This window comes from Rhodococcus sp. MALMAid1271, from assembly GCF_049195265.1.
GTDB lineage: Bacteria > Actinomycetota > Actinomycetes > Mycobacteriales > Mycobacteriaceae > Rhodococcoides.
Map to the genome: position 1 here is coordinate 21,632 of NZ_JBMIRQ010000056.1, position 24,324 is coordinate 45,955.

At 65.2% G+C, this 24,324-nt stretch carries 24 protein-coding genes; 20 read left to right on the plus strand and 4 right to left on the minus strand.

Features of this window, described 5'->3' with window-relative positions:
- Positions 1–173: 173 nt before the first annotated feature.
- Positions 174–1,466, minus strand: a complete 1,293-nt coding sequence (locus ACOQFP_RS05470; protein ID WP_421583719.1) for a DUF2254 domain-containing protein — start codon at positions 1,464–1,466, stop codon at positions 174–176.
- A 134-nt stretch (positions 1,467–1,600) separates the two neighbouring features.
- On the opposite strand from ACOQFP_RS05470, the gene ACOQFP_RS05475 reads away from it, so the two are divergent.
- Positions 1,601–2,758, plus strand: a complete 1,158-nt coding sequence (locus tag ACOQFP_RS05475; RefSeq protein WP_421583720.1) for a permease — start codon at positions 1,601–1,603, stop codon at positions 2,756–2,758.
- Between the two features lie 54 nt (positions 2,759–2,812).
- On the plus strand, positions 2,813–3,739 hold the full coding sequence (locus ACOQFP_RS05480; protein ID WP_341244778.1) for an LLM class F420-dependent oxidoreductase: 927 nt from the start codon (positions 2,813–2,815) through the stop codon (positions 3,737–3,739).
- 121 nt (positions 3,740–3,860) lie between these two features.
- On the opposite strand, the gene ACOQFP_RS05485 is transcribed toward ACOQFP_RS05480, so the two are convergent.
- Entirely contained in the window at positions 3,861–4,997 is a 1,137-nt protein-coding gene (locus tag ACOQFP_RS05485; protein WP_421583721.1) for an acyltransferase family protein, read from the minus strand.
- Between the two features lie 259 nt (positions 4,998–5,256).
- On the opposite strand from ACOQFP_RS05485, the gene ACOQFP_RS05490 reads away from it, so the two are divergent.
- The 6 genes from ACOQFP_RS05490 to ACOQFP_RS05515 all read left to right on the plus strand — a co-directional run bounded on the left by ACOQFP_RS05490 (position 5,257) and on the right by ACOQFP_RS05515 (position 10,670).
- Positions 5,257–5,880, plus strand: coding sequence for a superoxide dismutase (locus tag ACOQFP_RS05490; RefSeq protein ID WP_206491237.1), 624 nt, complete (start codon positions 5,257–5,259; stop codon positions 5,878–5,880).
- A 232-nt stretch (positions 5,881–6,112) separates the two neighbouring features.
- Positions 6,113–6,640, plus strand: a complete 528-nt coding sequence (locus ACOQFP_RS05495) for a peptidase (protein ID WP_206491238.1) — start codon at positions 6,113–6,115, stop codon at positions 6,638–6,640.
- 206 nt (positions 6,641–6,846) lie between these two features.
- A complete protein-coding gene (locus ACOQFP_RS05500) occupies positions 6,847–7,545 on the plus strand; it encodes a TMEM165/GDT1 family protein (protein WP_421583722.1) in 699 nt (232 codons plus the stop codon).
- 33 nt (positions 7,546–7,578) lie between these two features.
- Positions 7,579–8,763 (plus strand): ATP-binding protein, encoded by a 1,185-nt coding sequence (locus ACOQFP_RS05505; protein ID WP_421583723.1) that lies wholly within the window; start codon positions 7,579–7,581, stop codon positions 8,761–8,763.
- The gene (locus ACOQFP_RS05510; protein WP_206491241.1) at positions 8,760–9,776 is read left to right on the plus strand and encodes a hypothetical protein; all 1,017 of its coding nucleotides are present in this window, start codon (positions 8,760–8,762) and stop codon (positions 9,774–9,776) included. Before ACOQFP_RS05505 ends, ACOQFP_RS05510 begins: the two co-directional genes overlap by 4 nt.
- 126 nt (positions 9,777–9,902) lie before the next feature.
- Positions 9,903–10,670, plus strand: a complete 768-nt coding sequence (locus ACOQFP_RS05515; RefSeq protein WP_421583724.1) for an SDR family NAD(P)-dependent oxidoreductase — start codon at positions 9,903–9,905, stop codon at positions 10,668–10,670.
- Between the two features lie 34 nt (positions 10,671–10,704).
- On the opposite strand, the gene ACOQFP_RS05520 is transcribed toward ACOQFP_RS05515, so the two are convergent.
- The gene (locus tag ACOQFP_RS05520) at positions 10,705–12,330 is read right to left on the minus strand and encodes a TM0106 family RecB-like putative nuclease (RefSeq protein WP_421583725.1); all 1,626 of its coding nucleotides are present in this window, start codon (positions 12,328–12,330) and stop codon (positions 10,705–10,707) included.
- 124 nt (positions 12,331–12,454) lie between these two features.
- Between ACOQFP_RS05520 and ACOQFP_RS05525 the strand changes: the two genes are divergently transcribed.
- The 9 genes from ACOQFP_RS05525 to ACOQFP_RS05565 all read left to right on the plus strand — a co-directional run bounded on the left by ACOQFP_RS05525 (position 12,455) and on the right by ACOQFP_RS05565 (position 20,108).
- Complete coding sequence (locus ACOQFP_RS05525) at positions 12,455–13,105, plus strand: DUF6474 family protein (protein WP_206491244.1); 651 nt, start codon at positions 12,455–12,457, stop codon at positions 13,103–13,105.
- A gap of 13 nt (positions 13,106–13,118) precedes the next feature.
- A complete protein-coding gene (locus ACOQFP_RS05530) occupies positions 13,119–13,637 on the plus strand; it encodes a hypothetical protein (protein WP_206491245.1) in 519 nt (172 codons plus the stop codon).
- A 46-nt stretch (positions 13,638–13,683) separates the two neighbouring features.
- Entirely contained in the window at positions 13,684–14,364 is a 681-nt protein-coding gene (locus ACOQFP_RS05535; protein ID WP_421583726.1) for a YcnI family protein, read from the plus strand.
- On the plus strand, positions 14,361–14,933 hold the full coding sequence (locus tag ACOQFP_RS05540) for a copper resistance CopC family protein (protein WP_421583727.1): 573 nt from the start codon (positions 14,361–14,363) through the stop codon (positions 14,931–14,933). The genes ACOQFP_RS05535 and ACOQFP_RS05540 overlap by 4 nt, the downstream gene beginning before the upstream one ends.
- Before the next feature lie 16 nt (positions 14,934–14,949).
- Positions 14,950–15,894 carry a copper resistance D family protein gene (locus tag ACOQFP_RS05545; protein WP_421583728.1) on the plus strand — a complete coding sequence of 315 codons (945 nt, stop codon included), beginning with the start codon at positions 14,950–14,952 and terminating at the stop codon, positions 15,892–15,894.
- A gap of 70 nt (positions 15,895–15,964) precedes the next feature.
- Complete coding sequence (locus ACOQFP_RS05550; RefSeq protein ID WP_421583729.1) at positions 15,965–17,155, plus strand: DNA cytosine methyltransferase; 1,191 nt, start codon at positions 15,965–15,967, stop codon at positions 17,153–17,155.
- Complete coding sequence (locus ACOQFP_RS05555; protein ID WP_341244675.1) at positions 17,139–17,993, plus strand: GIY-YIG nuclease family protein; 855 nt, start codon at positions 17,139–17,141, stop codon at positions 17,991–17,993. Before ACOQFP_RS05550 ends, ACOQFP_RS05555 begins: the two co-directional genes overlap by 17 nt.
- 19 nt (positions 17,994–18,012) lie before the next feature.
- Entirely contained in the window at positions 18,013–18,921 is a 909-nt protein-coding gene (locus ACOQFP_RS05560) for a LysR family transcriptional regulator (RefSeq protein ID WP_421583730.1), read from the plus strand.
- A gap of 68 nt (positions 18,922–18,989) precedes the next feature.
- Positions 18,990–20,108, plus strand: a complete 1,119-nt coding sequence (locus ACOQFP_RS05565; RefSeq protein WP_341244674.1) for a TDT family transporter — start codon at positions 18,990–18,992, stop codon at positions 20,106–20,108.
- A gap of 2 nt (positions 20,109–20,110) precedes the next feature.
- On the opposite strand, the gene ACOQFP_RS05570 is transcribed toward ACOQFP_RS05565, so the two are convergent.
- On the minus strand, positions 20,111–20,461 hold the full coding sequence (locus ACOQFP_RS05570; RefSeq protein ID WP_421583731.1) for a VOC family protein: 351 nt from the start codon (positions 20,459–20,461) through the stop codon (positions 20,111–20,113).
- Between the two features lie 168 nt (positions 20,462–20,629).
- Between ACOQFP_RS05570 and ACOQFP_RS05575 the strand changes: the two genes are divergently transcribed.
- From ACOQFP_RS05575 to ACOQFP_RS05585, 3 genes are read left to right on the plus strand one after another with little or no spacing between them, the layout of a single operon-like run.
- Positions 20,630–21,667, plus strand: a complete 1,038-nt coding sequence (locus tag ACOQFP_RS05575) for an ABC transporter substrate-binding protein (RefSeq protein ID WP_421583746.1) — start codon at positions 20,630–20,632, stop codon at positions 21,665–21,667.
- Positions 21,660–23,276: an iron ABC transporter permease gene (locus ACOQFP_RS05580; protein ID WP_341244673.1), complete on the plus strand. Its 1,617-nt coding sequence runs from the start codon at positions 21,660–21,662 to the stop codon at positions 23,274–23,276. Before ACOQFP_RS05575 ends, ACOQFP_RS05580 begins: the two co-directional genes overlap by 8 nt.
- Positions 23,277–23,300: 24 nt before the next feature.
- Positions 23,301–24,317, plus strand: a complete 1,017-nt coding sequence (locus ACOQFP_RS05585) for an ABC transporter ATP-binding protein (protein WP_421583732.1) — start codon at positions 23,301–23,303, stop codon at positions 24,315–24,317.
- Positions 24,318–24,324: the final 7 nt, after the last annotated feature.

Genomic DNA, 24,324 nt, shown 5'->3' on the forward strand with positions numbered 1-24,324 from the left:
CCGTCACAGAAGTTATCCACAGTATCCACAGGTTGATACACAGAATTGGGCCCTGTGCCGGTTTCCATCCACAGGTCAGAGCTCCGAGTCGGACTCGCGGTGTATCGAGTACCAACTCGGGTTGTGGATCAATGGTGATTTGACACAGCCTCGGTATGGCGGCTCGTGTGCCGCTACGAGGCCGACAGAATCGCCTGTCGGGCGACATCGATCTCGCCGCGGCAGAAATCGACATTGACCCGATCTGCCGTCGACGCAGCCTCCGCTGCATCGATCAACGCCAGATGTCGCAGGACCGACTCACGGACATCCGTGTCCACCGCGGCGATTCCGATACGACGGGCGAGCATGATCGCCGAGGTCATCGCCACCGGCGCGTCCAGAGCGTAGATTCGCACCGCGTCGAAGACATCGTCGATCAACTCCGTCAGCGGCAACCTGGTCACGATGAGCCGCACGGTCTGGCCGGAGTCGACCCGGCCCAACCTCGGCGCGGGGCGTCGGGCCATCGGGACCAGCCCGGTCGCCAACTCGTTGAAGGCATTGTGTGCGGTGTACGGATCGTTGGTTCCGGGCGACAACGCACGCACCGCCATCTCGACCAATTGCTGCACCGCGAACTGGATGTCCCGATACGGAGTTCGGGTGATCCCGAACTCCACCGCCTTGCACACCGCCTCCGTGACATCGGCTACCCGCTCCGGGGGATGAACGCACACCAGCTCTTCACCCTCGACGATATGGTCGCCCGGCCGCACCAGCACTTCCACCAGACAGTCGGCCGACTCCGCGGCCCGCAGCAATGCGTTCTCGTCCACACTCAGCACGAACCCGGACTCCGTGCTCACAATCGGCGCACTGTCCGTCCGGGGTGGAACCGCGGGCCTCGAGTTGTCCGGCTGCTCCTCCGGATACAGCGTGTCCACCACCGCAACCAACTCCGAACGCACCCGAGCCGACAGGGTCGACACCTGGATGGAACGAGCGATGTGATTGATGAAATACACCAGGACAGCAACGTCGAGAACGGCCAGCAGAACAGCAACGTTGACCGCGATGTCCGGAACGAACGAACCGTCGTCGATGGTGGCGTCTCGAATCGACCGCAGCACCATCAGCGAGTAGAGGAACGTCGCCCCGAATATCCCCAGCACGAACTGATTGCCGCGGTCGTTCATGAAGTTGCGGACCAGGCGAGGTCCGTAAGTCGAACTCGCGGTGGCCAACACCGACACCGTGATCGAGAAGGACGTCGCGGCCACCGCCAACATCGAGCCGCCGATCGCGCCGAGGATGTCTCGGCTACCGCTGGCCCCCACGCGGTAGAGAAGGCCACCCCAGAAGCCGAGGTCGGTGTCGTCGAGGGCTCGATCCAAGAAGATCAAACCCTGTGCGAGCACCAGCGCACCGATACCCAAGACCATCGGCAGAAACCAGAACACATCGGACAGACGTGACAGCTTCATTCTCATTCGATTTCCGTCCATTCCTGCCCGTGGTGCACGCGATCGCGCCCAGGCGTCTAGCGTCACACGCTATGTGACTCCGGCCGCACCGGGCCCATCGAACAGCACCGACCGAGCCCACGAAAGGGGAATCGATGAACGCTCTCGGTCACGCACTGAGCCTCACCGGTTCCATGGCGTGGAGCATTCTGTGGGCACTGATATTCGGGTTCACCCTCTCGGCCGTCATCCAAGCCGTGGTGCGCAGATCCACCATCGTGCGCGCTCTCGGCGATCACCGACCACGCACACTGGCAGTGGCCACCGGCTTCGGAATGGCATCGTCCTCGTGCTCCTACGCGTCGGTTGCGTTGGCCCGCTCACTGTTTCGGCGAGGAGCCGACTTCACAGCCGCGATGGCCTTCGAGATCGCGTCGACCAATCTCGTCATCGAACTGGGAGTCATCCTCGCCCTGCTCATGGGATGGCAGTTCACCCTCGCCGAATTCATGGCAGGCCCGATCATCATCGTGATCGTCGCGCTGCTGTTTCGCATCGTGCTGCGCCGGAAAGTGCTCGACGCAGCCGCCGAACAAGCAGACAAGGCACTGGCCGGGTCCATGGAGGGCCATGCGGCGATGGACATGTCCGCGGACGGAGACGGCAGCTTCCTCTCGCGTCTGTTCTCCGGCACAGGTGCCACCGCGGTCGCGAACGTGTTCGTCATGGAATGGGCGGCGATCTGGAAAGACCTCCTCGGCGGCCTGCTGATCGCGGGAGCGATCGGTGCGTGGGTACCGAACAGCTTCTGGCAGGGACTGTTCCTCGAAGATTCATCCCTGCTGTCTGCAGTGTGGGGTCCGATCATCGGCCCGATCGTCGGCATCTTCAGCTTCGTCTGCTCGGTGGGCAACGTCCCGTTGGCAGTGGTGCTGTGGACGGGCGGAATCAGCTTCGGCGGCGTGATGGCCTTCATCTTCGCCGATCTGCTCATCCTCCCGATCCTCAACATCTACCGGAAGTACTACGGCATGGCGATGACGGTGCGCATCGTTCTCGTCTTCTACATCGCGATGGTCGCCACCGGATACATCATCGAGATCGTGTTCTCCGCGTTCGACCTCGTGCCCGACGCCTCCTCGGCCCACCTACCCGACGAGGGCATCTCCTGGAACTACACGACCTGGCTCAACATCCTCGCGCTGGTGCTGGCCGCAGCGCTGGTGACCCGATTCTTTCGGCAGGGCGGCGCCTCGATGCTCTCGATGATGGGCGGGAGTCCCTCCGAATCCGACGGTGGCAAGTCCCACTGATCACGTCGCCGCGAGTGGCCCAGCACGAGGATTAGTCTGAAAATCATGACCTCCATCGAGTTGCGCGTGTTCACCGAGCCACAGCAGGGTGCCACTTACGACGACCTCCTGCGCGTCGCCAAAGCCGCCGAGGACTTCGGCTACGGCGCCTTCTTTCGGTCCGACCACTACCTCGCGATGGCCGGCGACGGCCAACCCGGCCCCACCGACGCATGGATCACCTTGGCGGGCCTGGCGCGCGAGACCTCGACCATCCGTCTCGGCACCCTCGTCACCTCGGCCACCTTCCGCTACCCCGGGCCACTCGCCATCGCCGTCGCGCAGGTCGACGCCATGAGCGGCGGACGCGTCGACCTCGGCCTCGGTGCCGGCTGGTTCGAAGACGAGCACAAGGCCTACGGCATTGCGTTCCCGCCGCTCGGGGAACGCTTCGACCGGCTGGAAGAACAACTGGCCGTCATCACCGGTCTATGGAAGACCCCCGACGGCGAGACGTTCTCACACCCCGGGAAGCACTACCCCGTCACCGACTCCCCTGCGCTCCCCAAACCGGTGCAGACCCCGCATCCGCCCATCGTCATCGGCGGCGGTGGCAAGAAACGCACCCCGGCACTCGCCGCAAAATACGCCGACGAGTTCAACATCCCCTTCGCCTCGCTCGCCGATACCCGGACACAGTTCGGCCGCGTCCGCGAGGCCTGCACCACCATCGAGAGAGACCCCGATTCGCTGATCTACTCCAACGCCCTCGTGCTCTGCTGCGGCCGCACCGAAGAGGACATCGCCCGACGCGCCGCTGCCATCGGCCGGGAGGTATCGGAACTACGCGAGAACGGCGCGGCGGGCAGCCCCGCCGAACTGGTCGACAAAATCGGAACCTTCGGAGCCGCCGGAGCGACCCGCGTGTACTTGCAGACCCTGGACATCACCGACATCGATCACCTCGAACTCGTCGCGTCCGAGGTGATGCCGCAGCTGTAGCGTCCGGAGACGTTCCCACCCGAGTCCACCTGCAGTCCCGCCCCCTGAAGTCCACTGAATGTGACATCGACCCCCGAAAAGGCCACTGAACGTCACATCGAGTACCCAGAGGTCCCTCGGGTCAGGCGGCGGATTCGGAGCGCAGGCGGGCGTAGGTCGCGCTGATCCGCCGCGCCGCGGGCAGTTCGATCCAGCGGTACATGATTTCGGAGAGTGCGGCGGTGCCTGCCAGGAATGCCAGTACCGCTGCGCTGGGGCCCAGGTGGGGCTCGACCGTGGCGTAGATGCGGTAGAGCACGAGGGTGTGGATCAGATAGATCGCGTAGCTGCGGGTGCCGATCCAGCGGACGACGGGCAGGCGGGTGATCGGCCCGTCGTATCGGGCCAGGAGTAGGACAGTGCTCGTGACGACCACCAACGTCCAGAGGTAGGTGTCGCCCATCCAGAAGGTGTGCACGTCGATGGACAGTCGGATGACTTCGACTTGGGCGATCACGCCGACCACCACCCACCGCCAGGTGACCAGCTTCGCCCAGCCGAGGTAGATGATCTGGCCGAGGAACAGGGTCGGCAGTACGCCTGCAACCTTGGTCAGGAACGGAACGGTGTAGGGCTGGGGCAGGTAGAGGTTGTAGGCGATGACCAGTGCGCACAGTGCTGCGCCCAGAAGTGGTACCGCGATCGGTGTGGTGCGCAGCGTCCCGCGCATCGAGATGCAGTAGAGGTAGAAGACGATTTGCACGACGAGGGTCCAGGTCACGCCGAGCACGGCGACTTCGGGTCGCAGGAAGAATCCGCCGAGGAAGAAGCTCAGCACGGCCTCGCCGTTGGTGATTCCGGGTTGTCCGCTGAACATGCCGTTGAGGCCGAGCCTGACGAGGATGATGGCCAGGGCGACGGCGAACCAGAGTGTCGGGATCAGGCGGGCGAGGCGGGCGACCATGAAGTCCCGACGCGATTGCCGCATCGCGGATCGGGTGATCAGCAGGCCGGTGAGCAGCATGAACATACTGACGCCGACGAAGGACAGGTGCAGGTTGAGCCCTGCGCCCCCGATGAGCACTGCGGTGACGACGTCGATGACCCACCAACCGCCGCCGACATCGTCGATCAGATAGAAGGAGATGTGCGAGTACAGGACGGCGAACACGGCGATCACGCGAAGCAGGTCTGCGCCGCCCAACTGGACTCGAGGCGCAACGTCGCGCTGTGTGACGGACTCCTCGACCGCACTCTGGCTCGGCCGGTTCCCCTCCACCCTCGCGAGTTTAGGTTCCGTTCATCTCGAGTACCAATCCAGAGCCGGTCCGCAACTGTTTCGTGATATTCGAAGGGGATTCTCAGCCGGTAATTCGACTGCCTTGTTCACACGAATTTATTCCGAGAAAAGCATCTCGGTTACAACGGTTGCACACGGGGTAGGAATGAGATTGGGTTGAACCCTACGAAAGATCCGAAGTAGGACGAACGTGCCCGCATCACACGATGGGTACGGCGTCGTTAGAGAAGGGAACCACGTGTCCGAGTACACCTTGCCCGACCTTGATTTCGATTACTCCGCCCTCGAGCCGCACATCTCGGGCGAGATCAACGAACTTCACCACTCCAAGCATCACGCCACCTACGTCGCAGGTGCCAACACCGCACTCGAGAAGCTGGCCGCAGCCCGCGAGGCCGAGGATCACGGCAGCATCTTCCTGCTCGAGAAGAACCTCGCGTTCCACCTCGGTGGCCACGTCAACCACTCCATCTGGTGGAAGAACCTCTCGCCCAACGGTGGCGACAAGCCCGAGGGTGATCTCGGTGCCGCGATCGACGATCAGTTCGGTTCGTTCGACAAGTTCCGCGCGCAGTTCACCGCGGCCGCCAACGGCCTGCAGGGCTCGGGCTGGGCAGTTCTGGGCTACGACTCGCTCGGCAAGAAGCTGCTGACCTTCCAGCTCTACGATCAGCAGGCCAACGTGCCGCTCGGCATCATCCCGCTGCTCCAGGTCGATATGTGGGAGCACGCCTTCTACCTGCAGTACAAGAACGTCAAGGCCGATTACGTCAAGGCGTTCTGGAACGTCGTCAACTGGGCCGATGTCCAGGCTCGTTTCGAGGCCGCAACGTCGAAGACTCCGGGCCTGATCTTCCCGTAGGTTTCGCACCACGAGCGTGGAGCTCGAGCATCACCAGCGTCACCGATAGCGTCGATGGACCACTGCCCCGCTCAGACGGGTGCAGTGGTCCATTCACGCTTCGAAGCCGTCCGACTCCGATGCTGGCACTCTCCCTATCTTGTGTGCCAGCCGTTTTCGGGTCATTCTCTTCTTTACCCAACGTCGTGTGCCTGGCTTTCTGCCCTGTACCTGTCTGGGAGGAATTGACGAGATGGACGAGCGAGATCTCATCGGTGTTTCACCGTTTCATGCCGCCGGCCTGCTTCGCGGCTTCGTGATTTCCGGCCGTTGGCCGGACACAACCAAGGAATGGGCTCAATTTCTGGCCCTCGCCGTCCGGGTTGCCTCGATGCCGGGCCTGTTGGCGACGTCGACGGTGTTCGGGGTGCGGGAGGAGTTACCCGAGGATCCCGCGCCCGGGACGGTGGGATTGGTGGTTGCCGAGGGCCCGGTGATCGGCGACTTCGCACTGGCTCCCGGACGCTTCTCCGAGCACCAACCTGCCGCACTGCTGATGTTGCATCCGCCATCGGAGACGACGCCGACCCTCCCCGAGTGCATGGGTGCAGCATCCGGTTGCGTTCTGCTTCCCGGCCTTCCCCACCTGGGCCTGGATCATCGGGCTGCATGGGTGGAGGCCGAGTCCGACGGCACCGTGACCTCGATGGTCAGCCGGGTGGGCCTCGACCCGATCAGCGATCCCGACACAGCGGTTTTGGCGATGCTCCTCGCATCCTGACCGGTACCCGCACCGGATTCTTCGGCACCCCAAACTTATTGCTGCATTGGACAATTGGCGATAGGGCCCATAAAGTCGATGCAGCGAAGGGGAGTAGCCCCCAATCATCGTGTCGACATACTGGCCGCCCAATACGGCCCGGCACCTGAACCGGCCAGTTCCGGTGGGCGAGACCTTCGGTCCGTTGGACGACCGAGGAGTCTGTTGTGCTGTCCGCATTACTGTTGAGTTTCGCTGTCATTTTCGTGGCCGAACTGGGCGACAAGTCCCAGCTCATGGCCATGACGTTCGCACTTCGATACAAGTGGTACGTCGTCATCGGCGGCATCACCGCCGCTACCACCGTCGTGCATCTGGTCTCGGTTGCGGTCGGACATTTCCTCGGCGTCTCGATCCCGACCGAGCTGATCTCCATCGTCGGCGGCATCGCGTTCGTCATCTTCGGACTCTGGACGCTGCGCGGCGATTCCCTGTCCGAGGACGAGGGCGCGAAGGCCTCCCGCGTCACCAGATCTGCATTCCTGGCGATCGCCTCGGCATTCTTCCTCGCCGAACTGGGCGACAAGACGATGCTGGCCACCGTCACTCTCGCGGCCGACAACGACTGGGTCGGGGTGTGGATCGGCTCGACTGTCGGCATGGTCGCGGCGGACGCGCTCGCCATCGTGGTCGGCGCGGTACTCGGAAAGCACCTGCCGGAGCGGGTGATTCAGTTCGGCGCGGCCATCCTGTTCTTCGTCTTCGGTGCCGTCCTGTTCTTCGAGGGCTTGATGCCGGGCACCGCCGCCCCGTACATCGCGGCCGGGGTGGTGCTCGCAGTCTCCGCCGTCGTCGTCGCAATCCTTCGGCGTTCTCGCGCGAGGTCCGCCCGGGAGCCAGAGGAGCAGAACACCACCGGAGCCTGACCCTGGAACTACACTCCTGCTCTGGAGGGGTGCATGGAAACAGATCATCAGGCAGCGGGGGCCGACCAGGCGCACCGATCGACCGAACGCCTGATCAGAATCACCGGCCGGTTCATCGGTGTCGGCTATGTGGCGTACCTGCTGCTGTTGATCCCCGATATCGCACGCACCGGTACCGTCGTTTCCGGATGGTGGACGCCAACTGCAGTGGTCGTCGTGTTCGGCACCGGGTTCGCATTCGCGGCCTCCACCTTCCACCCGAGCATCGGAGTCATCCGCATTGCCGGTTCCATCGCCGCGCTGGCGTTCCCGGTCTGGGCCGCACTGTGGTGGATTGCCTGGGACGGTGCGACGTTCGATCAGAGGGGACTGTTTCTCGATGCCTTTCCCGGCCTGGCAGCACTCGCGGCCGCCACGGTGTGGCCTCCGATCCCCGCATTCGTCCATATGACCGTCAGCGTCGTTCTTGTACAGCTCGCCAATCAAGCTGTACGCGAGCCATTTCCGCGCAGCAATGCGATTGCCGAGATCTTCTTCGCGTTGATGTTCTGCACGGTGTTCGTCGCCGCAACGCTCGCCGCGGTACGCACCGGACGTATTCTCGACGCCACCGTCTCCTCGGCTCACAACGATGCCGCCCGGGCAGCCGCGGCCACCGGCCGCGAGGTCGAGCGCGAACGGTTCGACGCGCTCATCCACGACGAGGTCATGTCGTCCCTGCTTGCCGTGACTCGATATGGCCGCACGCCGAGCCTGGCGCGTCAGGCCCGCTCGGCTCTAGCGCATCTGGATGACCTGACCACCGATACCGTCGCCGAAACGTTCTCGGCAGACGAGGCTCTGGCTCAACTGCGTTCTGCCGCAACGACAGTCGACGAGTCGATCGAGTTCACCGTGGACGAGCACATGCTCGTGCGGACGGAGCAGTATCCAGCCGATGCAGTAAGAGCCATCGCAGCCGCACTGGCCGAGGCACTGCGCAACAGTCGAATCCACGCCAGGGCATCGAACCGTTCGGTTGCCCTGGAGATGGCCGCGTCGTCGATGCGCGTCATCGTGAAAGACGACGGCGTCGGCTTCGATCAACGCTCGGTGCCACCCCATCGACTCGGCGTCGCCGTCAGCATCGAAGGCAGAATGCGGCAGCTCGACGGCGGTGCGGCCGAGATCGAATCGTCCAGCTCCGGCACCACCGTGACGTTGAGTTGGAAGCGATGAACGGTCAGGACATCCGTGACCTGTTGTCGATGAAGTCGCCGGCTGCGTACGCGGTTGCTGTCTTCTACATCCTCGCGTGCCTGGTATGCGCATCCGCGACCCTGACCGGGGTGTCCGCCGTGTGGCCCGAATACGCAGCGGTGCTCGTGCTCTCGGCCGCAGTCATCCTCTTGCTCAGGGCGCCGGGTGACCCACCGAGCCGGCGGGCGACCGCACTGATGGCCGCATCGGGCCCGGTCGCAGCCGCGCTGGTGTTCGCCGTGTTGCCGGTACCACTTGCCGGGAGCCTGCAGACTTGGCCCTTGGGCATGCCATTGGTGATCTACACCTTCATGTGCGTTCGCGGTCGCACCCTGGCCGCGTGGCTCGGGCTGACACTGACCATGTCGGTGGCCATCGGGTGGGCGGTGGTGACGGGCCAGGGATTCCTGTACGGACTTTCGTTCAGCGCGATCAACGCCGCGCCGATGGTGATGGCGACCTTCTTCGCCTTCACCATTCGCCCGTTGGCCGCGTCGATCTTCGAGCTGCGCAAGCAATCGACCGTTCGAATCGCTTCCCAGGCTGCGGCCGCGGCCGCCCTCGAGGAGCGGGACGCTCGCCTGGCGAGCCTCGACGCGCTGGCCCGTCCGTTGCTGCAGCGCATCGCCGACGGACCCGAACCCACCGAGGAGGAGATCCTCGCCTGCCTGCTCCTCGAAGCCGAGCTCCGCGACTCCCTGCGCGCTCGGGGTCTGATGCTGCCCGAACTCTCCCGTGCAGCACGATCCGCCAGGGCCCGCGGTGTCGAGGTGATACTTCTCGACGACCGCGGGTCGGCCGCGCTCGACGACGACGTACGCGAACGCATCGTGGCTGCCGCGTCGAGCACTCTCGATACCGTCGGAGCCGGCTCCGTGACCGTGCGGTTACTGCCTCCCGGCCGCCCCGTCGCAGCGACGGTTCTGCTCGACGACCTCGGCGACGGTGCAGAACGCGTCGAGTACGACGACACCGGCCGCATTCGGAGCTGAGCGGGACCCGGTCGCTGTGACGAGTGCCTCACGAGAGGGTGAGGTACCCCGCCGGTTATGGTGCAATCGACCACGAGGGTGCGGCCTGGCCGCGGCCCGCCACTGTGAGCGAAGGGGATCGACGACGTGGAGATTTCAGGAACAGCAGCACTTGTCACCGGCGGGGCTTCGGGCCTCGGTGCCGCAACGGCCGCACGTCTGGCCGCCGCGGGCGCGACCGTGTTCGGGCTCGATCTGCCGCAGTCCATCGAGCGCGCAGGCGACAGCGTCCCGGACGGGGTGACGCTGCTACCTGCGGACGTCACCAGCGAGTCCGAGGTCGAGGCCGCACTCGACACGATCGTCGAGTCCGGTGTGCCGTTGCGCATCGTCGTCAACTGTGCGGGTGTGGGCTGGGCTGGTCGCATCCTGTCCAAGAAGGGACCGCACGATCTCGAGCTGTTCCGCACGGTCATCACCATCAACCTGCTGGGTACGTTCAACGTGATGCGACTGGCCGCGAATCGGATGCAGTCGCAGTCCACCGTCGACGAGGCAGGCCAGCGCGGCATCGTCATCAACACTGCGTCGGTGGCGGCGTTCGAGGGTCAGATCGGCCAGATCGCCTACACCGCCTCCAAGGGCGGCGTGCACGCGATGACCATCACCGCGGCCCGCGACCTTGCCCAGGTCGGTATCCGCGTCAACACCATCGCTCCCGGCATCGTCGACACCCCGATGTTGGCCGGCGTCACCGAGGAATACCGTCAGGGCCTCGAGGCTTCGGTCCCGTTCCCCTCACGCCTGGCCCAGCCGAGCGAGTACGCGCAGCTGGTCCAGATGATTGCCGAGCACGACTATCTCAACGGCGAGACCATCCGGATGGACGGTGCGATCCGTATGGCTCCGCGCTAGAAGTCGATGCGTGGCCCCGTCGAAGTCGATGGGGTCACGCGCGAGCGCGCAGGTCTGCCACGGTCGGGATCTCGATCTCAGCCCTGTCGGACATCCACTCGCGCAACACTTTGGTGGCGAGAACGTCGTCCTCGTTGTAGACCAGCAGTCTCTCGCGTTGCGTCGGATCGGGCTCTGCGTCGTATCCGACGGCCTCGCGATACCAGCCCATCGAGGCCTCGCCGCCGGCCTCGTCGTCCCGCCAGGCGAACCCCGCCACCGGCGCGATCTTCTTGAGCCCCTTACCGTTCGGGCAGATGAACTGATCGCTCACGGCCTGGTAGACGTCCACCCATTGGGGACTGTCGATGAACTCGCGTATCTGCGCCTCGGTCGGCACACCCGGCACATCGGCGAACCGACGGGCCGAATCGAGCAACCACTTGTCCTCGGCTTGACGTGAATAGCAATACGCCGCAAAGGTTTTCCCACGAGCAGCGGCGTCGGCTCTGGTGTCCATCAACCAGTTCCAGAACACTGCGAACGAACGTCCCTCGTCGACTGTCGGCAAGGGATCCCAGGTGACGAACCCCCGATACGTCGACGGCGGGCCGCCCGCTTCGGTGAGCAATGTGCCCCACAGGTATGCGCCGTGTTCTTGATAGCTCTCCATGTCCACGTCCACCTCGACGTCGGCGCGATGGACCGACACGGTCTCGGAGCGGCGCAGCAGCGGCACGTCGGCACGCCAGGCCAGGGCGGCGGACACCGCATCGTCGAAGTTTCCGAACGGCCATTCCTCGGGAGCCGGGCCGGTCCATTGCGCCAGCTCGTCGATGGTGCGCACACCCGCGCTGCGCAGCACGTCCGCCCGGGAACCGGACGCGACGAGCGAGACGTCACGAACGGCGATCAGCTGCGGTTTGCAGTCGAACCACCACGCACACGATCTGCACTCGCTGACCTGCGAAGGAACGGTGTACTCGTTGCCCCTGGCGACGGCGAGCCGATCGGCGAAGCGCGTGTCGTATTCGGCGAGAACCGTCGTCAGGTCGTGCACCAGCATGCACTCGCCTCGATAGCCCACCGCGCCTCCGACGGGCGTGGCGGTGGCCAATCCCTCGTGGGCGAGCATCCGGTACAGGTGGGCGAGCCGAAGCTGGTCGCGTAGCTGACTACGCACCTTGCGGGTCTCGTCGACGATGGGTGCCCAGTGCGTCAGCGGTGTGGTTCTCGCGCCGCGGCCCGGGTCGGTGACCTTGTGATTGACGACGATGACGGGGATGTATCCGCCCGAGGGCTCGCGTACGAGTAGCTCACTGCGACCGCGGCGGCCGGTTTCTCGTTCGAGCGGTAGAACGGCGTTCCAGATGCGCTCGACGCCTGCGCGGCAGGCGGCGATGGTGGCATCGGCGGCGGCCCTGGCGGTGGGCTCGTCTATTTCGGTCCACTGCATCGGATCGGGTAAGGCCAGCTGCGCGCGGACGTTCTCTCGGTGCGCCTGAGCTGCTTCCCGACGTTGGCGTACGCCTGGGTTCTCGGGCTCTCCGCGGAGCAACGAGCCGTAGGCGGTGTCGAGGTAGAGACGATGACGGCACCGCGTCAGCGATCCGGCGTCGAGCAGCACGGGTTCCGGAGATGAGACTGGCGCACCTCGTTGACCGTTCACAGGGTTAGACATTAGGTCAGCCCTCCGACATCCTGCGGAACGACCCGACAGGCAGGAGTGGAGCCTGCGGAACGACCCGATACGCTGTGTGTGACGCACCGTTTCCGCCTAGCTGCACACGTCAGGAGCCTCGTCGATGGGTTTGTTCCGCAAGCGTAAGGGTCGTGCCACCCGCAAGGCAGAGGCCAAGGCACTCAAGCACAAGGCGACATTGGAAGCGAAACTCGGCGCGAAGAACGAGCGCAAGCAGTTGAAGTCGATCGCCAAGGCGCAGCGCAAGCTCAGCACGGTGGAGGCGAAGTCGCAGAAGAACGTCGAGAAGGCACAGGTCGCGGCTCTGCGCGCTCAGCAGAAGGCTGCAGCTCAGGGCACGCTCAGTGTCGCTCAGATCCGTAAGTACCTCGGCATCGCTCGGTTGCTTCTGCCGGTGTTGGCTCCGATCGTCTATCGCGGTGCCACCGCTGTGCGCGCCCAGCTGGACAGCCGCAAGGCTCAGCAGTTGGGAGTAGCTCCGGAAGAGCTCAGCGAGTACACCGGCCACGGCGGCAAGCTCAGTGCCCGTATCGCGGGTGCCGAGCAGTCGCTCAACACCATCGGTGAGCGTCACTCCGATCCCGAGACCAAGAGCTTCGGCGCGGCCATCAGCGAGCGCCTCGATGATCTGACGACCGCGGTGCGCGCGTCCGAGCAGATGCCGACTGCGCGACGCAAGACTGCCCACGCGGCCATTTCGGCCGAGCTCGACGGCATCGAAGCAGATCTGCTCGCCCGTCTCGGCGTGCGCTGAACCTGCACACGCGATGAACGATGCCTCCGCAGCACCGCTTCGAGGCGGAGCTGTCGGTAGCGTCACGGCGGTGCTCGCGGCGGCCGCACATGGCATGGCCGGCGGTGGTTATCCCGACGGATCGGCAGTGGCGCTGCTGGTCGTGATCAGTCTCGGTATCGGTGCTCTGACCGCTTTACCGCGACGATCGACGGTGTTGCTGCCCGCTCTGATGGGTGGCCAACTTCTCGCGCATCTCGGGCTGAGCATGAGCGATATGGGTTCGATGCACAGCCACTCGATTCTTCCCAGTGCCGCGATGATCGGGTTCCATGCGGCCGCTTCGGTGGTGGCCGGGCTGTTGATCGCCGCGGCCGAACGTCTCTACGGTCCGATCACGTCCATCGTCCGCGCGGTTCTCGCACTCCTCACTCCCCTGCCCGACGGTTCCGCCGTCGGTCGCGTCAGGTTCTCGGTTGCGGTGTCGTCGGTGCACGGCACTGTGCTGGACTGGGCCATTTCTCGTCGCGGGCCACCGGTGTCGGTGTACTGACCGACATCCCATTCCGCACTTCTGCACAGAAATGAACCGAATACTGATGAAGAGCTCTCTTTCCCGTGCCCTGTTCGTTTCCGGGGCCACCGTCGGCGCGTTGTTGCTCGGCGCAGGCGCAGCATCTGCCCATGTCGTCGTCGCTGCCCCGGACGCCGAGCAGGGCGGTTACTCGGTCCTGACGTTCCGGGTACCCACCGAGTCCGACACCGCCTCGACCAACTCGGTCAAGGTCACCCTGCCGGGCCTCAATTCTGCTCGTACGCAGCCCATGCCGGGTTGGACGTCCACCGTCGAGAAGAACTCCTCCGATCTCGCGGTGTCGGTGACGTGGACGGCGAATCCCGGGTCCGAGGTCGGCCCGGGCCAGTTCCAGGAATTCCTGCTCTCGGCGGGCCCTCTGCCCGAGCAGGAGACCGTCTCGTTCCCGGCCACGCAGACGTACACGGACGGCAAGGTCGTCGAGTGGGACGAGCCGATGGGCGATGACGGCAGTGAGCCCGAGTTGCCTGCTCCCACTCTGACTCTCGCTGCGTCCAGTGGCGATGCGCACGGTGGCTCCCATTCGGAGTCCTCCGAGTCTTCGACCGAGGCGTCCAGCGAGGCGTCGACCGAGGCTTCCTCGTCCGACAGCACGGCCCGATGGCTCGCCGGCATCGCGCTGGTGTTCGGAGCCGTCGGCGCGGGACTGGGCATCGGGGCGACGATCAAGAGTCGACGCTCGTGAGGGCGCTGGTCACGTCCACGAGGGCAGTGATCGTCTCCGTCGCGGCAGTGCTGACGCTGTTGATCGCCGCGCCCGTCGCGTCGGCGCATTCGCAGGTCACCGGATACAGCCCGGCCGACGGTTCGTCGCTCGATACGTCTCCGGCCACGGCATCGGTGTCGTTCAACGAGGTACCTCAGTCGCAGTTCGCCACGCTCAATGTCGTCGGGCCCGACGGGAACCTGTGGTCGAAGGGTGATGCCCGCATCGAGGGTCAGAGCGTCGTCGTCGATGTCGGCGAGTTGGGGCCGGCCGGCGAGTACACCCTCGCGTATCGCATCACCTCGGCGGATGGCCATCCGGTGAGCGGTACGTCGACGTTCACGTTGACGCAGGCGGGGACCGGCACGCCGGGTGCGTCGGCGGACGCGTCGGGTTCCTCGGACGAGTCCGAGAGTTCGTTTCTCGGCGGCTACGGCCCGGTCGCGTTGATCGTTGTCGCAGTCCTTGCGTTCGCCGGTGCGTTGGCATTGGCACTGCGCAAGCCCAAGAGCCAGCGCACGTCCAAGAGCCAGCGCACGGCGAAGTAGTACCGACGTGGCTGCGGTGGGCGAGAGAAGTGTTCGTCTCGTTCTCGCCGCCGTAGCCTCGGGATTGGTGGGGGTTGCGGCAGCTTTCGCGTTGGCGTATCCGACATTTCCCGGTGGGTCGTCGTGGTTACGAGTGGTGGCGGTGGCGTCGGGTTCGGTGGTGTTGGGGTTCGGCGTTCTCGCGGTGATGGACGGACATTCCGATTCCCGACGCCTCGCCGTGGAGCCATCGGTGATGTGGCGGGCCATCGGGTTTCTATCCGGAGTGTGGGCGGTGGCCGAGTTCGCCCTGTTGGCGGCGGCGGCAGCGGATTCGGCCGGTCGTACCCCGTTGACGTTGTCGCCGAGCGCATTCACGGCCTTCGCCACTTCGATCTCCGTCGGTCGGCTGGGTTCGGCGACGGTGATCCTGGCTCTGGCTCTGTGCGCTATCGGGGTGGTCGGGTATCGGCGCGCGGCGAGTTGGTCTCCGATTCCGGTGATCGTGTTGGCGTCGATCGCGCTGGTGGCGCGGCCGATCACCGGGCATATGTCGCAGTTCGCCTTCGGCTCCATTGCCGTTGCGGTGCATGTAATCTGCGCGTCGGTGTGGCTCGGTGTGTTGGGGGCGATGGCGCTGAGCGTGCGAAGCAAGTCCGGGTGGGCGGTGTTGCTGCCGATCTATTCCACGGTTGCGTTCTGGTGCGTTGTGGGGGTTGCCGTCACCGGTGTGCTCGATGCGATCCTGAAGCTGGGGAGTGTCGAAGCGATTGTCGAGACCGGATACGGCCGAATAATTCTCGCCAAGCTTTCGATCACGGTGCTCTTGGTCGCGTTGGCCCATCGGATTCGTGGGACGTGGTTGCCGACCGTGGCCGCGCATCGATCCACTGTGGAGTACTCGCTGGGGCGAGCGGCTGCGCACGTGTGCCTGCTGGCGGTGGCGTTCGGCTTGGCTGCGGCGCTGGCGACCACCGCCTGAGGGGCAGGAGTGGAGCCTGCGGAACGACCGGATATCCAAGCCTGTCGGGGTTCTGTACTAGCCTGAGTGAATGCCGAAGTTGACTGTGGTGCCGGGTGGTTCTTCGGCGTCCTCGGTCGGTCGGATCCACACGGTCGCAGAGTTCTTCGCCGGTATCGGTCTGGTACGAATGGGCCTGGAGCAGGCTGGTTTCGAGGTTCGCTGGGCCAACGACATCGAGCGCGACAAGCACTCGATGTACCGCCAGCATTTCGGTGACGAGGCGGGGCGTTTTCAGCTCGGCGATGTTGCGCATACACGTGCTGAGGATCTGCCGGAGAACCTGTCGTTGGCGTGGGCGTCTTTTCCGTGTACCGATCTGTCGTTGGCCGGTGGCCGGGCGGGCCTGGCAGGCAAGAACTCCTCGACGTTCCGGCATTTCACGCGGGTGCTCAGTGAGCTCGGTGCGGCGCGTCCCGAGGTGGTGGCACTGGAGAATGTCGTCGGCCTGGCCACCAGCCATGGCGGGGACGATCTGGCGGCGGCGGTCCGGGAGCTCAACGAACTCGGTTATTCGGTCGATGTCCTGACCATCGATGCCCGACGCTTCGTGCCGCAGTCACGTCCGCGGTTGTTCTTGATCGGTGCGCAGAATCCTCCCGAGGATGCCCGCGATCCCAACAGTGAGCTGCGGCCCGATTGGTTGCAGGCGGTGTTCGGCGATTCGACGCTGCTGACGCATCGGGCACCACTGCCCAGTCCGCCGATCCCGTTGACCAGTGGTCTCGGGGATCTGGTCGAGCGCATGCACTACCGCGACTCTCGGTGGTGGGATGCCGACCGAACCGCGGCGTTCGTGCAGTCACTGTCGCCGATTCAGTTGCAGCGCATCGAGATTCTGAAGAAGGCCCGCAAGGTCAGTTATCGTACCGCCTACCGCCGCACCCGCAATGGGGTCGCCGTGTGGGAGGCTCGACCCGACGATATCTCCGGTTGCTTGCGTACCGCACGGGGCGGCTCCTCGAAGCAGGCCGTGGTCAAGATGGGCAACGGTCGGCTGCAAGTGCGGTGGATGACACCACGCGAGTACGCCCGCCTGATGGGTGCGGGCGAGTACACACTCGATGGCCTGCGAAACAATCAGGCGCTCTTCGGTTTCGGCGATGCCGTGTGCGTTCCGGTGGTGGCATGGCTCGCCGAGCACTACCTCATGCCGCTCGTCATCGGGACGTTGAGCTCGAGTGCAGCCACTACAACAGCAGCGCATGTCCAGTCACGGTAAGTCCTCGCTGCGGTCGTCCGCCGTCGCGCCGCGCAAGAGCACTCTTCCCGCGGACGACGTTCAGTCCTTTCGCACCGCACTACGAGAAGTCCTGAGCGAGAAGGACGATCAGGGCCGGGTGTGGTCGGCTGCCAAGTGGGGCGTGTACGCGTTCTACGACTACGACGGCGAGCCGATCTACGTGGGGCAGACCAAAGAGAAGCTCAGCGTCCGCGTGCAGCGGCATTTGACCAACCAGCGGACCGATGCCGTCGCAATGCGGGTACTCGATGTCTTCGAAGTCGCCGAGATCGAGATCTGGCCACTGTGGCAGTACGAGGACCTCAAGAAGTCCGACGGCGCAGAGCAATTCCGCGCTGCCGAGCGCGATCTCAATGCCCACGAGTACACGGCGTATCTCGAGGCCATCGACAAGTCACGGCACAAGGCGATCCTCAACGAGAAGATCCCGCCGGTTTCCGAGCCCATCGCGCTCCCCGCGTCGCTGCGTCGGTCGCTGATCTCCGAACAGACCAGACGCGAGCGTGGTCATCCGGACATTCGCATCGCGCGCCGCGCCGAGACCATCTCTCGGCTGGCGGCCGTCACGCGCGAACGCGGGGAGGTCTCCGAGGGGTTGCGGCGCGTTCTGGTGGTGCAGGCGGTGCGGCTTGCGTACCTGTCGGCCGAGCGTCTCGCCTTCGTCGAGGGGCATCCGATTCCCGATCCCGCCGCGATCGACGTCACGGCCCTGGTGGGTTCGGTGCTGCACGAGCGCGAGGACGCAACACCCGACCCCGAGAGCGGCGAGACCGAGGAGGACGACGAGGGCGAGCTGGACCTGTTCAGCGATTACTGACGGAAAGTAGGCTCGCCTCGTGCCGCTTCCCCCTCACGTCGCCGATCTCACCAGCATCGATCTGTTGCTGTCGGTGGCCGAGCTCGGCAGCATCGGCCGAGCGGGTCGGGCGCACGGCATGTCTCAGCCCGCTGCCAGTGCCCGTATCCGCGCACTGGAGCGTCGTGTCGGTGCGCCACTACTGAAACGGGGCGCACGCGGAACGGTGTTGACCGAGTTCGGTGAGCTCGTCGCGAGTTGGGCCGCCCCGGTAGTTCGATCCGCTGCGGATTTGGCGACGGCCATCGCGACGTTGCATGCCGAACGCATCGGTCATGTTCAGATCGCTGCGAGTCAGACTGTCGCAGAGTATCTTCTGCCCCGCTGGTTGGTCACTCTTCACAGCCTGCTCCCCCATATCGTTCCGAGTCTGAGTTCGGGCAATTCGACGGTGGTCGCCGAGAAAGTACTGGCGGGCAGTGCAGACATCGGATTCATCGAGAGTCCGAGTGTTCCTGGTGCCCTTGCACATCGAATGGTGGCCGTGGACGAGTTGGTGCTCGTGGTACCGCCCGGCCACTCATGGGCGAGTACTGCACCCTCGGCCGCCGAGATCGTCGCCACCGCGTTGGTCACCCGCGAGGCTGGATCGGGAACCCGTTCCGCCTACGAGGCCGCTGTGGCGGCGGCCGGACTCGGACAGCCGACGGCTCCGCTCCTCGAAGTCTCGTCGACGACGGCGATCAAGTCGGCCGTCGCGGCAGGCATCGGCGGTGCGGTTCTCAGCTCGTTGGCAGTCGCGCCGGAGTTGGCTGCCGGAACTCTGGTACGCGTACCGATCCCAGGGCTGGTACTGCGCCGACAGTTGATGGCGATCTGGCCGGAGGGTCGCACCCCGACCGGGCCGGCTGCAGAGCTGCTGAGGGTGGCAACGACACCCCAGCCATAACGCTACGTTATGGCCGATGCCGATATCGGCATCTACCGGACTTCCGCCGAACCTCGCACGCTGGAGCCATGACCGTGTCAGCTCCCGCACTCGCCACCCGCGTGCCCCTTCCACGAACCGAGCCGTTCGCGCACATCACCCCGAACTGGTTCGCTGCAGTGATGGGTACGGGGATCGTCGCCACCTCGGCTGCGACCCTCCCCGTTCGGTTTCCCGTGGTGCACGTGTTCGCCGTCGCCGTCTGGATACTGGCGGCCGCAGCATTGGTCCTGATCAGCGTGGCGTTCGCACTGCACTGGGTCCGGCATCGCGAGCACGCACTCGGATACTGGCAACACCCGGTGATGATGCAGTTCTACGGAGCTCCTCCCATGGCCTTGCTCACTGTCGGCGCTGGTGCCGGCCTCCTGGGCGCGGATCTGTTGGGAACCGCGGCATCGACCGCGGTGTTCGCCACCCTGTGGATCGCAGGCACAGCCCTCGGCCTGCTGACGAGCGTTCTCGTGCCGTACCGGATGATCACCGCTGCCGATCCTCGCGGAGTGACGGCGGTGCCGGCCTGGCTGATGCCCGTCGTGCCGCCGATGGTCTCGGCATCGACCGGGGCAGTGCTGCTCCCCCATCTGCCCGAAGGCCAGTGGCGGCTGGCTCTGCTGTGCGCGTGCTACGCGATGTTCGGCCTGTCGGCGATCGTCGGGATGATGACCCTGACTCTGATCTACGGACGCCTGGTGCACGGCGGTATGCCTCCGGTCGCCGCGGCCCCTACCGTGTGGATCACCCTGGGTCTGATCGGGCAGTCGATCACCGCGGCCAATCTGCTCGGCACCGATGCGTCGACGGTGTTCACCGGGGCCCAGTCCTCGGTCGCGGTCGGCCTACACGTGTTCGGCATCGGCTACGGGCTGATCATGGGCGGTTTCGGCGCCTTGATGTTCGGGCTCGCCACGGCCTTGACCGTCCATGCAGCACGCCGGAACCTGGGGTTCTCGTTGACGTGGTGGTCGTTCACGTTTCCCATCGGCACCTGTGTCACCGGGGCGACTGCACTGGGCAACGCGCTCGAGTTCGGCGTGGTTCGCACACTGGCCGTCGTGCTGTACGTCGTACTTCTCGCGGCGTGGATCACCGTCGCCGCGCACACAATTCGCGGCGTCCTACGCAGAAACCTTCTCCAGCCCAGCTGATCTCACAGGTGGCCGAGCACGTTCACCACGTTGCCACCGGAGTCGCGGAAGAAGAATCGGCGAACGCCCCACTCCTCGTTGCTGATCTCGTAGACGATCTCGAGGCCCGCATCCATCGCTGCTCGGTAGGCCGCATCCACATCGTCCACCTCGACCGACGCGGACGGATTCATCGGTCCGGTGGGGTCTGCGGTGATCAGGCTCAGCTGAGCCGAGCTGTCACCGGCCGGGGCGAGCGTCGCGATCCATCCGTGGTTCATCACGACCTCCATGCCGGTGACCTGGACGTACTTGTCCAGTGTCCCGTCGAGATCGGTGACCGTGAGCAATGGCACCGCACGCACAACGTCCATGGTCGACAGTGTATGGCCGAACGATGCCTGGGGCGAGCGTCTCCGTAGCGTCACATCGATCCGACTGCGTCGTTCACCCCGGCGACACATGCAGTTCCCACAACACATGCCTGCGTGTCGATTCGGGTCGGAAGCATGGGCGACTTCCGTGCTCGATGCTTCCAGGAGATGTACCAAGTGAACACTGTTCGTCGCGTTGCCACCGGTGGAATCCTCGGTCTCGCAGCTGCTCTCACCCTTGTGTCCTGCTCCGAGCCTGCGGCTCCCGAGGCCGGCGGAGACGGCGACGGGGCAGGCGGCACCCTCACCGTGTACACCTCGGAACCGCAAGCGAAGATCGACGCACTCAATGCCGAGTTCACCGCAGAGAATCCCGGCATCGATGTGCAGGTGTTTCGCGCAGGCACCGGTGATCTCAACGCACGCATCGCGTCGGAGCGGCAGACCGGTTCCATCGGTGCCGACGTTCTGCTCGCCGCGGACGCCCCCACGTTCGAGAAGTACAAGGCCGACGACCTTCTGCTGCAGTACACCCCGGCCGATGTCGATGCACTGGACCCGAACGTCGTCGATCCCGACGGCTACTACGTGGGTACCCGCATCATCCCGACGGTCATCGCGTACAACACCGGGGCGATCTCGCAGCCTCCGACCTCGTGGAAAGAACTGGCGGATCCGCGGTACAAGGGCCAGATCACGCTGCCCAATCCCGACGTGTCCGGCGCGGCGGCCTTCAACACCGCCGTCTGGTTGGGCCAGGACGACCTCGGACTTCCGTGGCTCACCGACCTCGTCGCCAACGATCCCGTGGTCGCCGAGAGCAACGGTCCGGTCGCTCAGTCCGTCGCGGCCGGCACCCAGCCGGTCGGGATCGTCGTGGACTACCTGGTGCGTGAGCTGGCCGCGAAGGGCTCGCCCATCGCTGCGTCGTACCCCACCGACGGCGTCCCGTACATCTCCGAGCCCGCCGGGATCTTCAAGGACTCGGCCAACCGGGAGGCTGCCCAGAAGTACGTGGACTTCCTGGTCAGCAAGCGGGGTCAAGAGATCGCCGTGGAGCAGCAGTACCTGCCGGTGCGGTCCGATGTCGGCACACCGGAGGGCGCACCGGCGCTCGACGACGTCGATCTGTTGAACCCGGATCTCGACGCGATCACCGCCTCGCAGCCCGATGCCGTGCGTACGTTCAACGATCTTCTTGGCTGACCGCGTCACCTGGGTACGTGCCTGCCTGTGGTTGGCCGTACTGGCCCTGATCGGCGCACCGCTGGCCGCTGTGGTCTCGATCGGATTGGGCGGCAACCACATACAGGAGCTGCTCGACGGCGGAATCGCGTCGGCGGCAACCAACAGTGTCGTGTCGGCAGGTGTGTCGGCGGTGGCGGCGGTGGCGATCGCGACCGTCATGGCGCTCGTTCTGGATCGCACCGATCTGCCCGGCCGGTCGGTGCTGCGGCTGATTCTGCTCAGCCCCCTGCTGATTCCGCCGTTCGTCGGCGCGATTGCCTGGACGGGGCTGCTCGGCCCAAGCGGAATGATCAACTCGTGGTGGAACGAGACGTTCGGCGGGGGCCCGCTGTGGAACATCTACGGCGGCGACGGGGTGATCTTCCTACTCACGATCCATTCGTATCCGCTTGCGTACCTGATTGTTTCGGCCGCTCTTCGACGCGTACCCGGCGATCTGGAGCAGGCGGCTCGGATCGCCGGAGCAGCTCCGTTTCGGGCCATGCGCGATGTGACGCTGCCACTGCTGCGCCCGGCCCTGCTGGCATCACTGACGTTGACGACCGTGTCCAACCTTGCGGATTTCGGCATTCCCGCTCTGATCGGGTTGCCCGAGCGCTACGTCACGCTCTCGACCATGGTGTATCGATACATCCAGTCGGGCACCGTCGCTCGACCGCTCGAGGTCGTCTCCACCATCGGCATCGGACTCCTTGCACTGGCGGTGGTCGCGGTGACGGTCGATCGCATCGTCGGCCGCCGCTCCGTTCAGCTCGACGGTGCAGTCACGGCCCCGCAGGTACTTCCGCTGGGTCACAGTCGAATTCCGGCGGGCATTGTTGCCTGGCTCATCGGTCTGGCTCTGACGGTGCTCCCGATTCTGGCGTTGGCCACGCAGGCTCTGCTCCCGGCTCCCGGTGTGCCGCTCACCTGGAGCAACCTCACCCTGCAGAGCATCGAGAGCGCAGTCACTGCACCGGGAACCCTGGTCGGTATCCAGAACTCTGTGATGCTTGCTCTCGGAGCCGCATTCGTCTGCGGTTTCCTCGGATTGGCCATCGGCGTGGTCACCACCCGCACCCGATCCCGCGACAACGTCGGCCTGGATCTGGCAGCGATGCTGCCGCAGGCGATTCCCGGGCTCGTCATCGCGGTCGGTTGGTTGATCATCGGGCGATACACCGGCCTGTTCGACACCAGGTGGGTCATCCTGTGCGCCTATGTCATGGCGTTCCTCGCGATCGTCGTTCAGGCGGTGCGAGCACCGTTGATCTCCACTCCCACAGCTCTCGAAGAAGTCGCGCGATCCTCCGGCGCATCACATCTTCGATCGTTGTGGGACGTGCCGTGGAAGATGGCGATTCCGGCTGCGATCACCGGTGCGGTACTCGTCGCCCTCACAGCGGTGCGCGAGCTGACCATGTCGGTCCTCCTCGTCGCTCCTGGCACGCAGACCCTCGGTGTGTCCATCTTCAACCTGCAGCAAGCCGGGGATTACAACGCTGCCTCCGCCCTGTCCCTACTCGTCGCGCTCGTGGGATTCGCCGGCCTCGGCCTCGTCGCCTCCACCCGAGTCGGACGACCGTAGCTCCTCGCCGAGAAGAAGGAATCGATGTCCGCCATCACGATCGACCAGCTCGGCCTCAGATACCCCGACGGCTCGATCGGTGTGGCCGGCATCGACCTCGATGTCGCGGACGGCGAATTCGTTGCGCTCGTCGGCCCGTCGGGCTCGGGTAAGACCACGCTGTTGCGTACCGTCGCCGGCTTCCTCACCCCAACTGCCGGCTCGATCGCCATCGGCCCCGATGTGGTTGCGAACGAGCAACTCTCCACACCGCCCGAGTCGCGCAGGCTCGGCATGGTGTTTCAACAGCACGCACTGTGGCCACATCGCAGCGTCGGGCGGAACGTCTCCTACCCTCTCGAACTGGCCAAGGTCGCCAAGACCGAACGCGCGAAGAAGGTAGCCGATGTACTCGAGCTCGTGGGGCTACCCGGGCTCGAGAAGCGGGACCCGTCGACGTTGTCCGGTGGCCAACGGCAACGGGTCGCGCTCGCTCGCGCCCTGGTCTCCGCGCCGCGGGCGTTGTTGCTCGACGAGGCCCTTTCCGCGCTGGACGAGCCACTTCGTGATCGCCTCCGTCTCGAACTGCGCGCGCTGACGCGAGCGGCGAATCTGACCGTCGTGCACGTGACCCACGACCGCACCGAGGCCCTTGCCCTCGCAGACCGGGTCGTCGTCCTCGACGGTGGCAGCGTTGCTCAGATCGGTACGCCGGAGGATGTGGTGCGTGCACCGGCGTCGGCGTTCGTCGCCCGCTTCCTCTCCGACGCCACCCTGGTGGACGGCACCGTCGCGGGCGGCATCTTCACTTCCGGCCCACTCACACTCGAGGCGACGGGTTCGGGACCAGGGACTCTCGCGATCCTGCCGACCGACATCGAGATTGTGGTCGACGGTGGGGTGAGTGGCACCGTGACCTCCTCGCTGTTCGGGCGTGATGCCGCCGATGTCGTGGTGCGTTCGGGCGAGGTGGACTTCCGATGCTCGGTACGTGGACCGCGCCCGCAGGTGGGCGACGCCGTCGAGCTGAGGGTCCTTCGGTCGTTCTTCTTTCCCCGGTAGCCGCGAA

What these genes read in the sequence shown, in the direction of transcription:
- ACOQFP_RS05565 (WP_341244674.1), top strand. Translation starts at nt 18,990, where the DNA reads ATGACCGTGTCAGCTCCCGCACTCGCCACCCGCGTGCCCCTTCCACGA.
- ACOQFP_RS05505 (WP_421583723.1), top strand. Translation starts at nt 7,579, where the DNA reads ATGGAAACAGATCATCAGGCAGCGGGGGCCGACCAGGCGCACCGATCG.
- ACOQFP_RS05525 (WP_206491244.1), top strand. Translation starts at nt 12,455, where the DNA reads ATGGGTTTGTTCCGCAAGCGTAAGGGTCGTGCCACCCGCAAGGCAGAG.
- ACOQFP_RS05585 (WP_421583732.1), top strand. Translation starts at nt 23,301, where the DNA reads ATGTCCGCCATCACGATCGACCAGCTCGGCCTCAGATACCCCGACGGC.
- ACOQFP_RS05570 (WP_421583731.1), bottom strand. Translation starts at nt 20,461, where the DNA reads ATGGACGTTGTGCGTGCGGTGCCATTGCTCACGGTCACCGATCTCGAC.
- ACOQFP_RS05475 (WP_421583720.1), top strand. Translation starts at nt 1,601, where the DNA reads ATGAACGCTCTCGGTCACGCACTGAGCCTCACCGGTTCCATGGCGTGG.
- ACOQFP_RS05555 (WP_341244675.1), top strand. Translation starts at nt 17,139, where the DNA reads ATGTCCAGTCACGGTAAGTCCTCGCTGCGGTCGTCCGCCGTCGCGCCG.
- ACOQFP_RS05530 (WP_206491245.1), top strand. Translation starts at nt 13,119, where the DNA reads ATGAACGATGCCTCCGCAGCACCGCTTCGAGGCGGAGCTGTCGGTAGC.
- ACOQFP_RS05495 (WP_206491238.1), top strand. Translation starts at nt 6,113, where the DNA reads ATGGACGAGCGAGATCTCATCGGTGTTTCACCGTTTCATGCCGCCGGC.
- ACOQFP_RS05470 (WP_421583719.1), bottom strand. Translation starts at nt 1,466, where the DNA reads ATGAAGCTGTCACGTCTGTCCGATGTGTTCTGGTTTCTGCCGATGGTC.
- ACOQFP_RS05520 (WP_421583725.1), bottom strand. Translation starts at nt 12,330, where the DNA reads ATGTCTAACCCTGTGAACGGTCAACGAGGTGCGCCAGTCTCATCTCCG.
- ACOQFP_RS05550 (WP_421583729.1), top strand. Translation starts at nt 15,965, where the DNA reads ATGCCGAAGTTGACTGTGGTGCCGGGTGGTTCTTCGGCGTCCTCGGTC.
- ACOQFP_RS05535 (WP_421583726.1), top strand. Translation starts at nt 13,684, where the DNA reads ATGAAGAGCTCTCTTTCCCGTGCCCTGTTCGTTTCCGGGGCCACCGTC.
- ACOQFP_RS05510 (WP_206491241.1), top strand. Translation starts at nt 8,760, where the DNA reads ATGAACGGTCAGGACATCCGTGACCTGTTGTCGATGAAGTCGCCGGCT.
- ACOQFP_RS05575 (WP_421583746.1), top strand. Translation starts at nt 20,630, where the DNA reads ATGTACCAAGTGAACACTGTTCGTCGCGTTGCCACCGGTGGAATCCTC.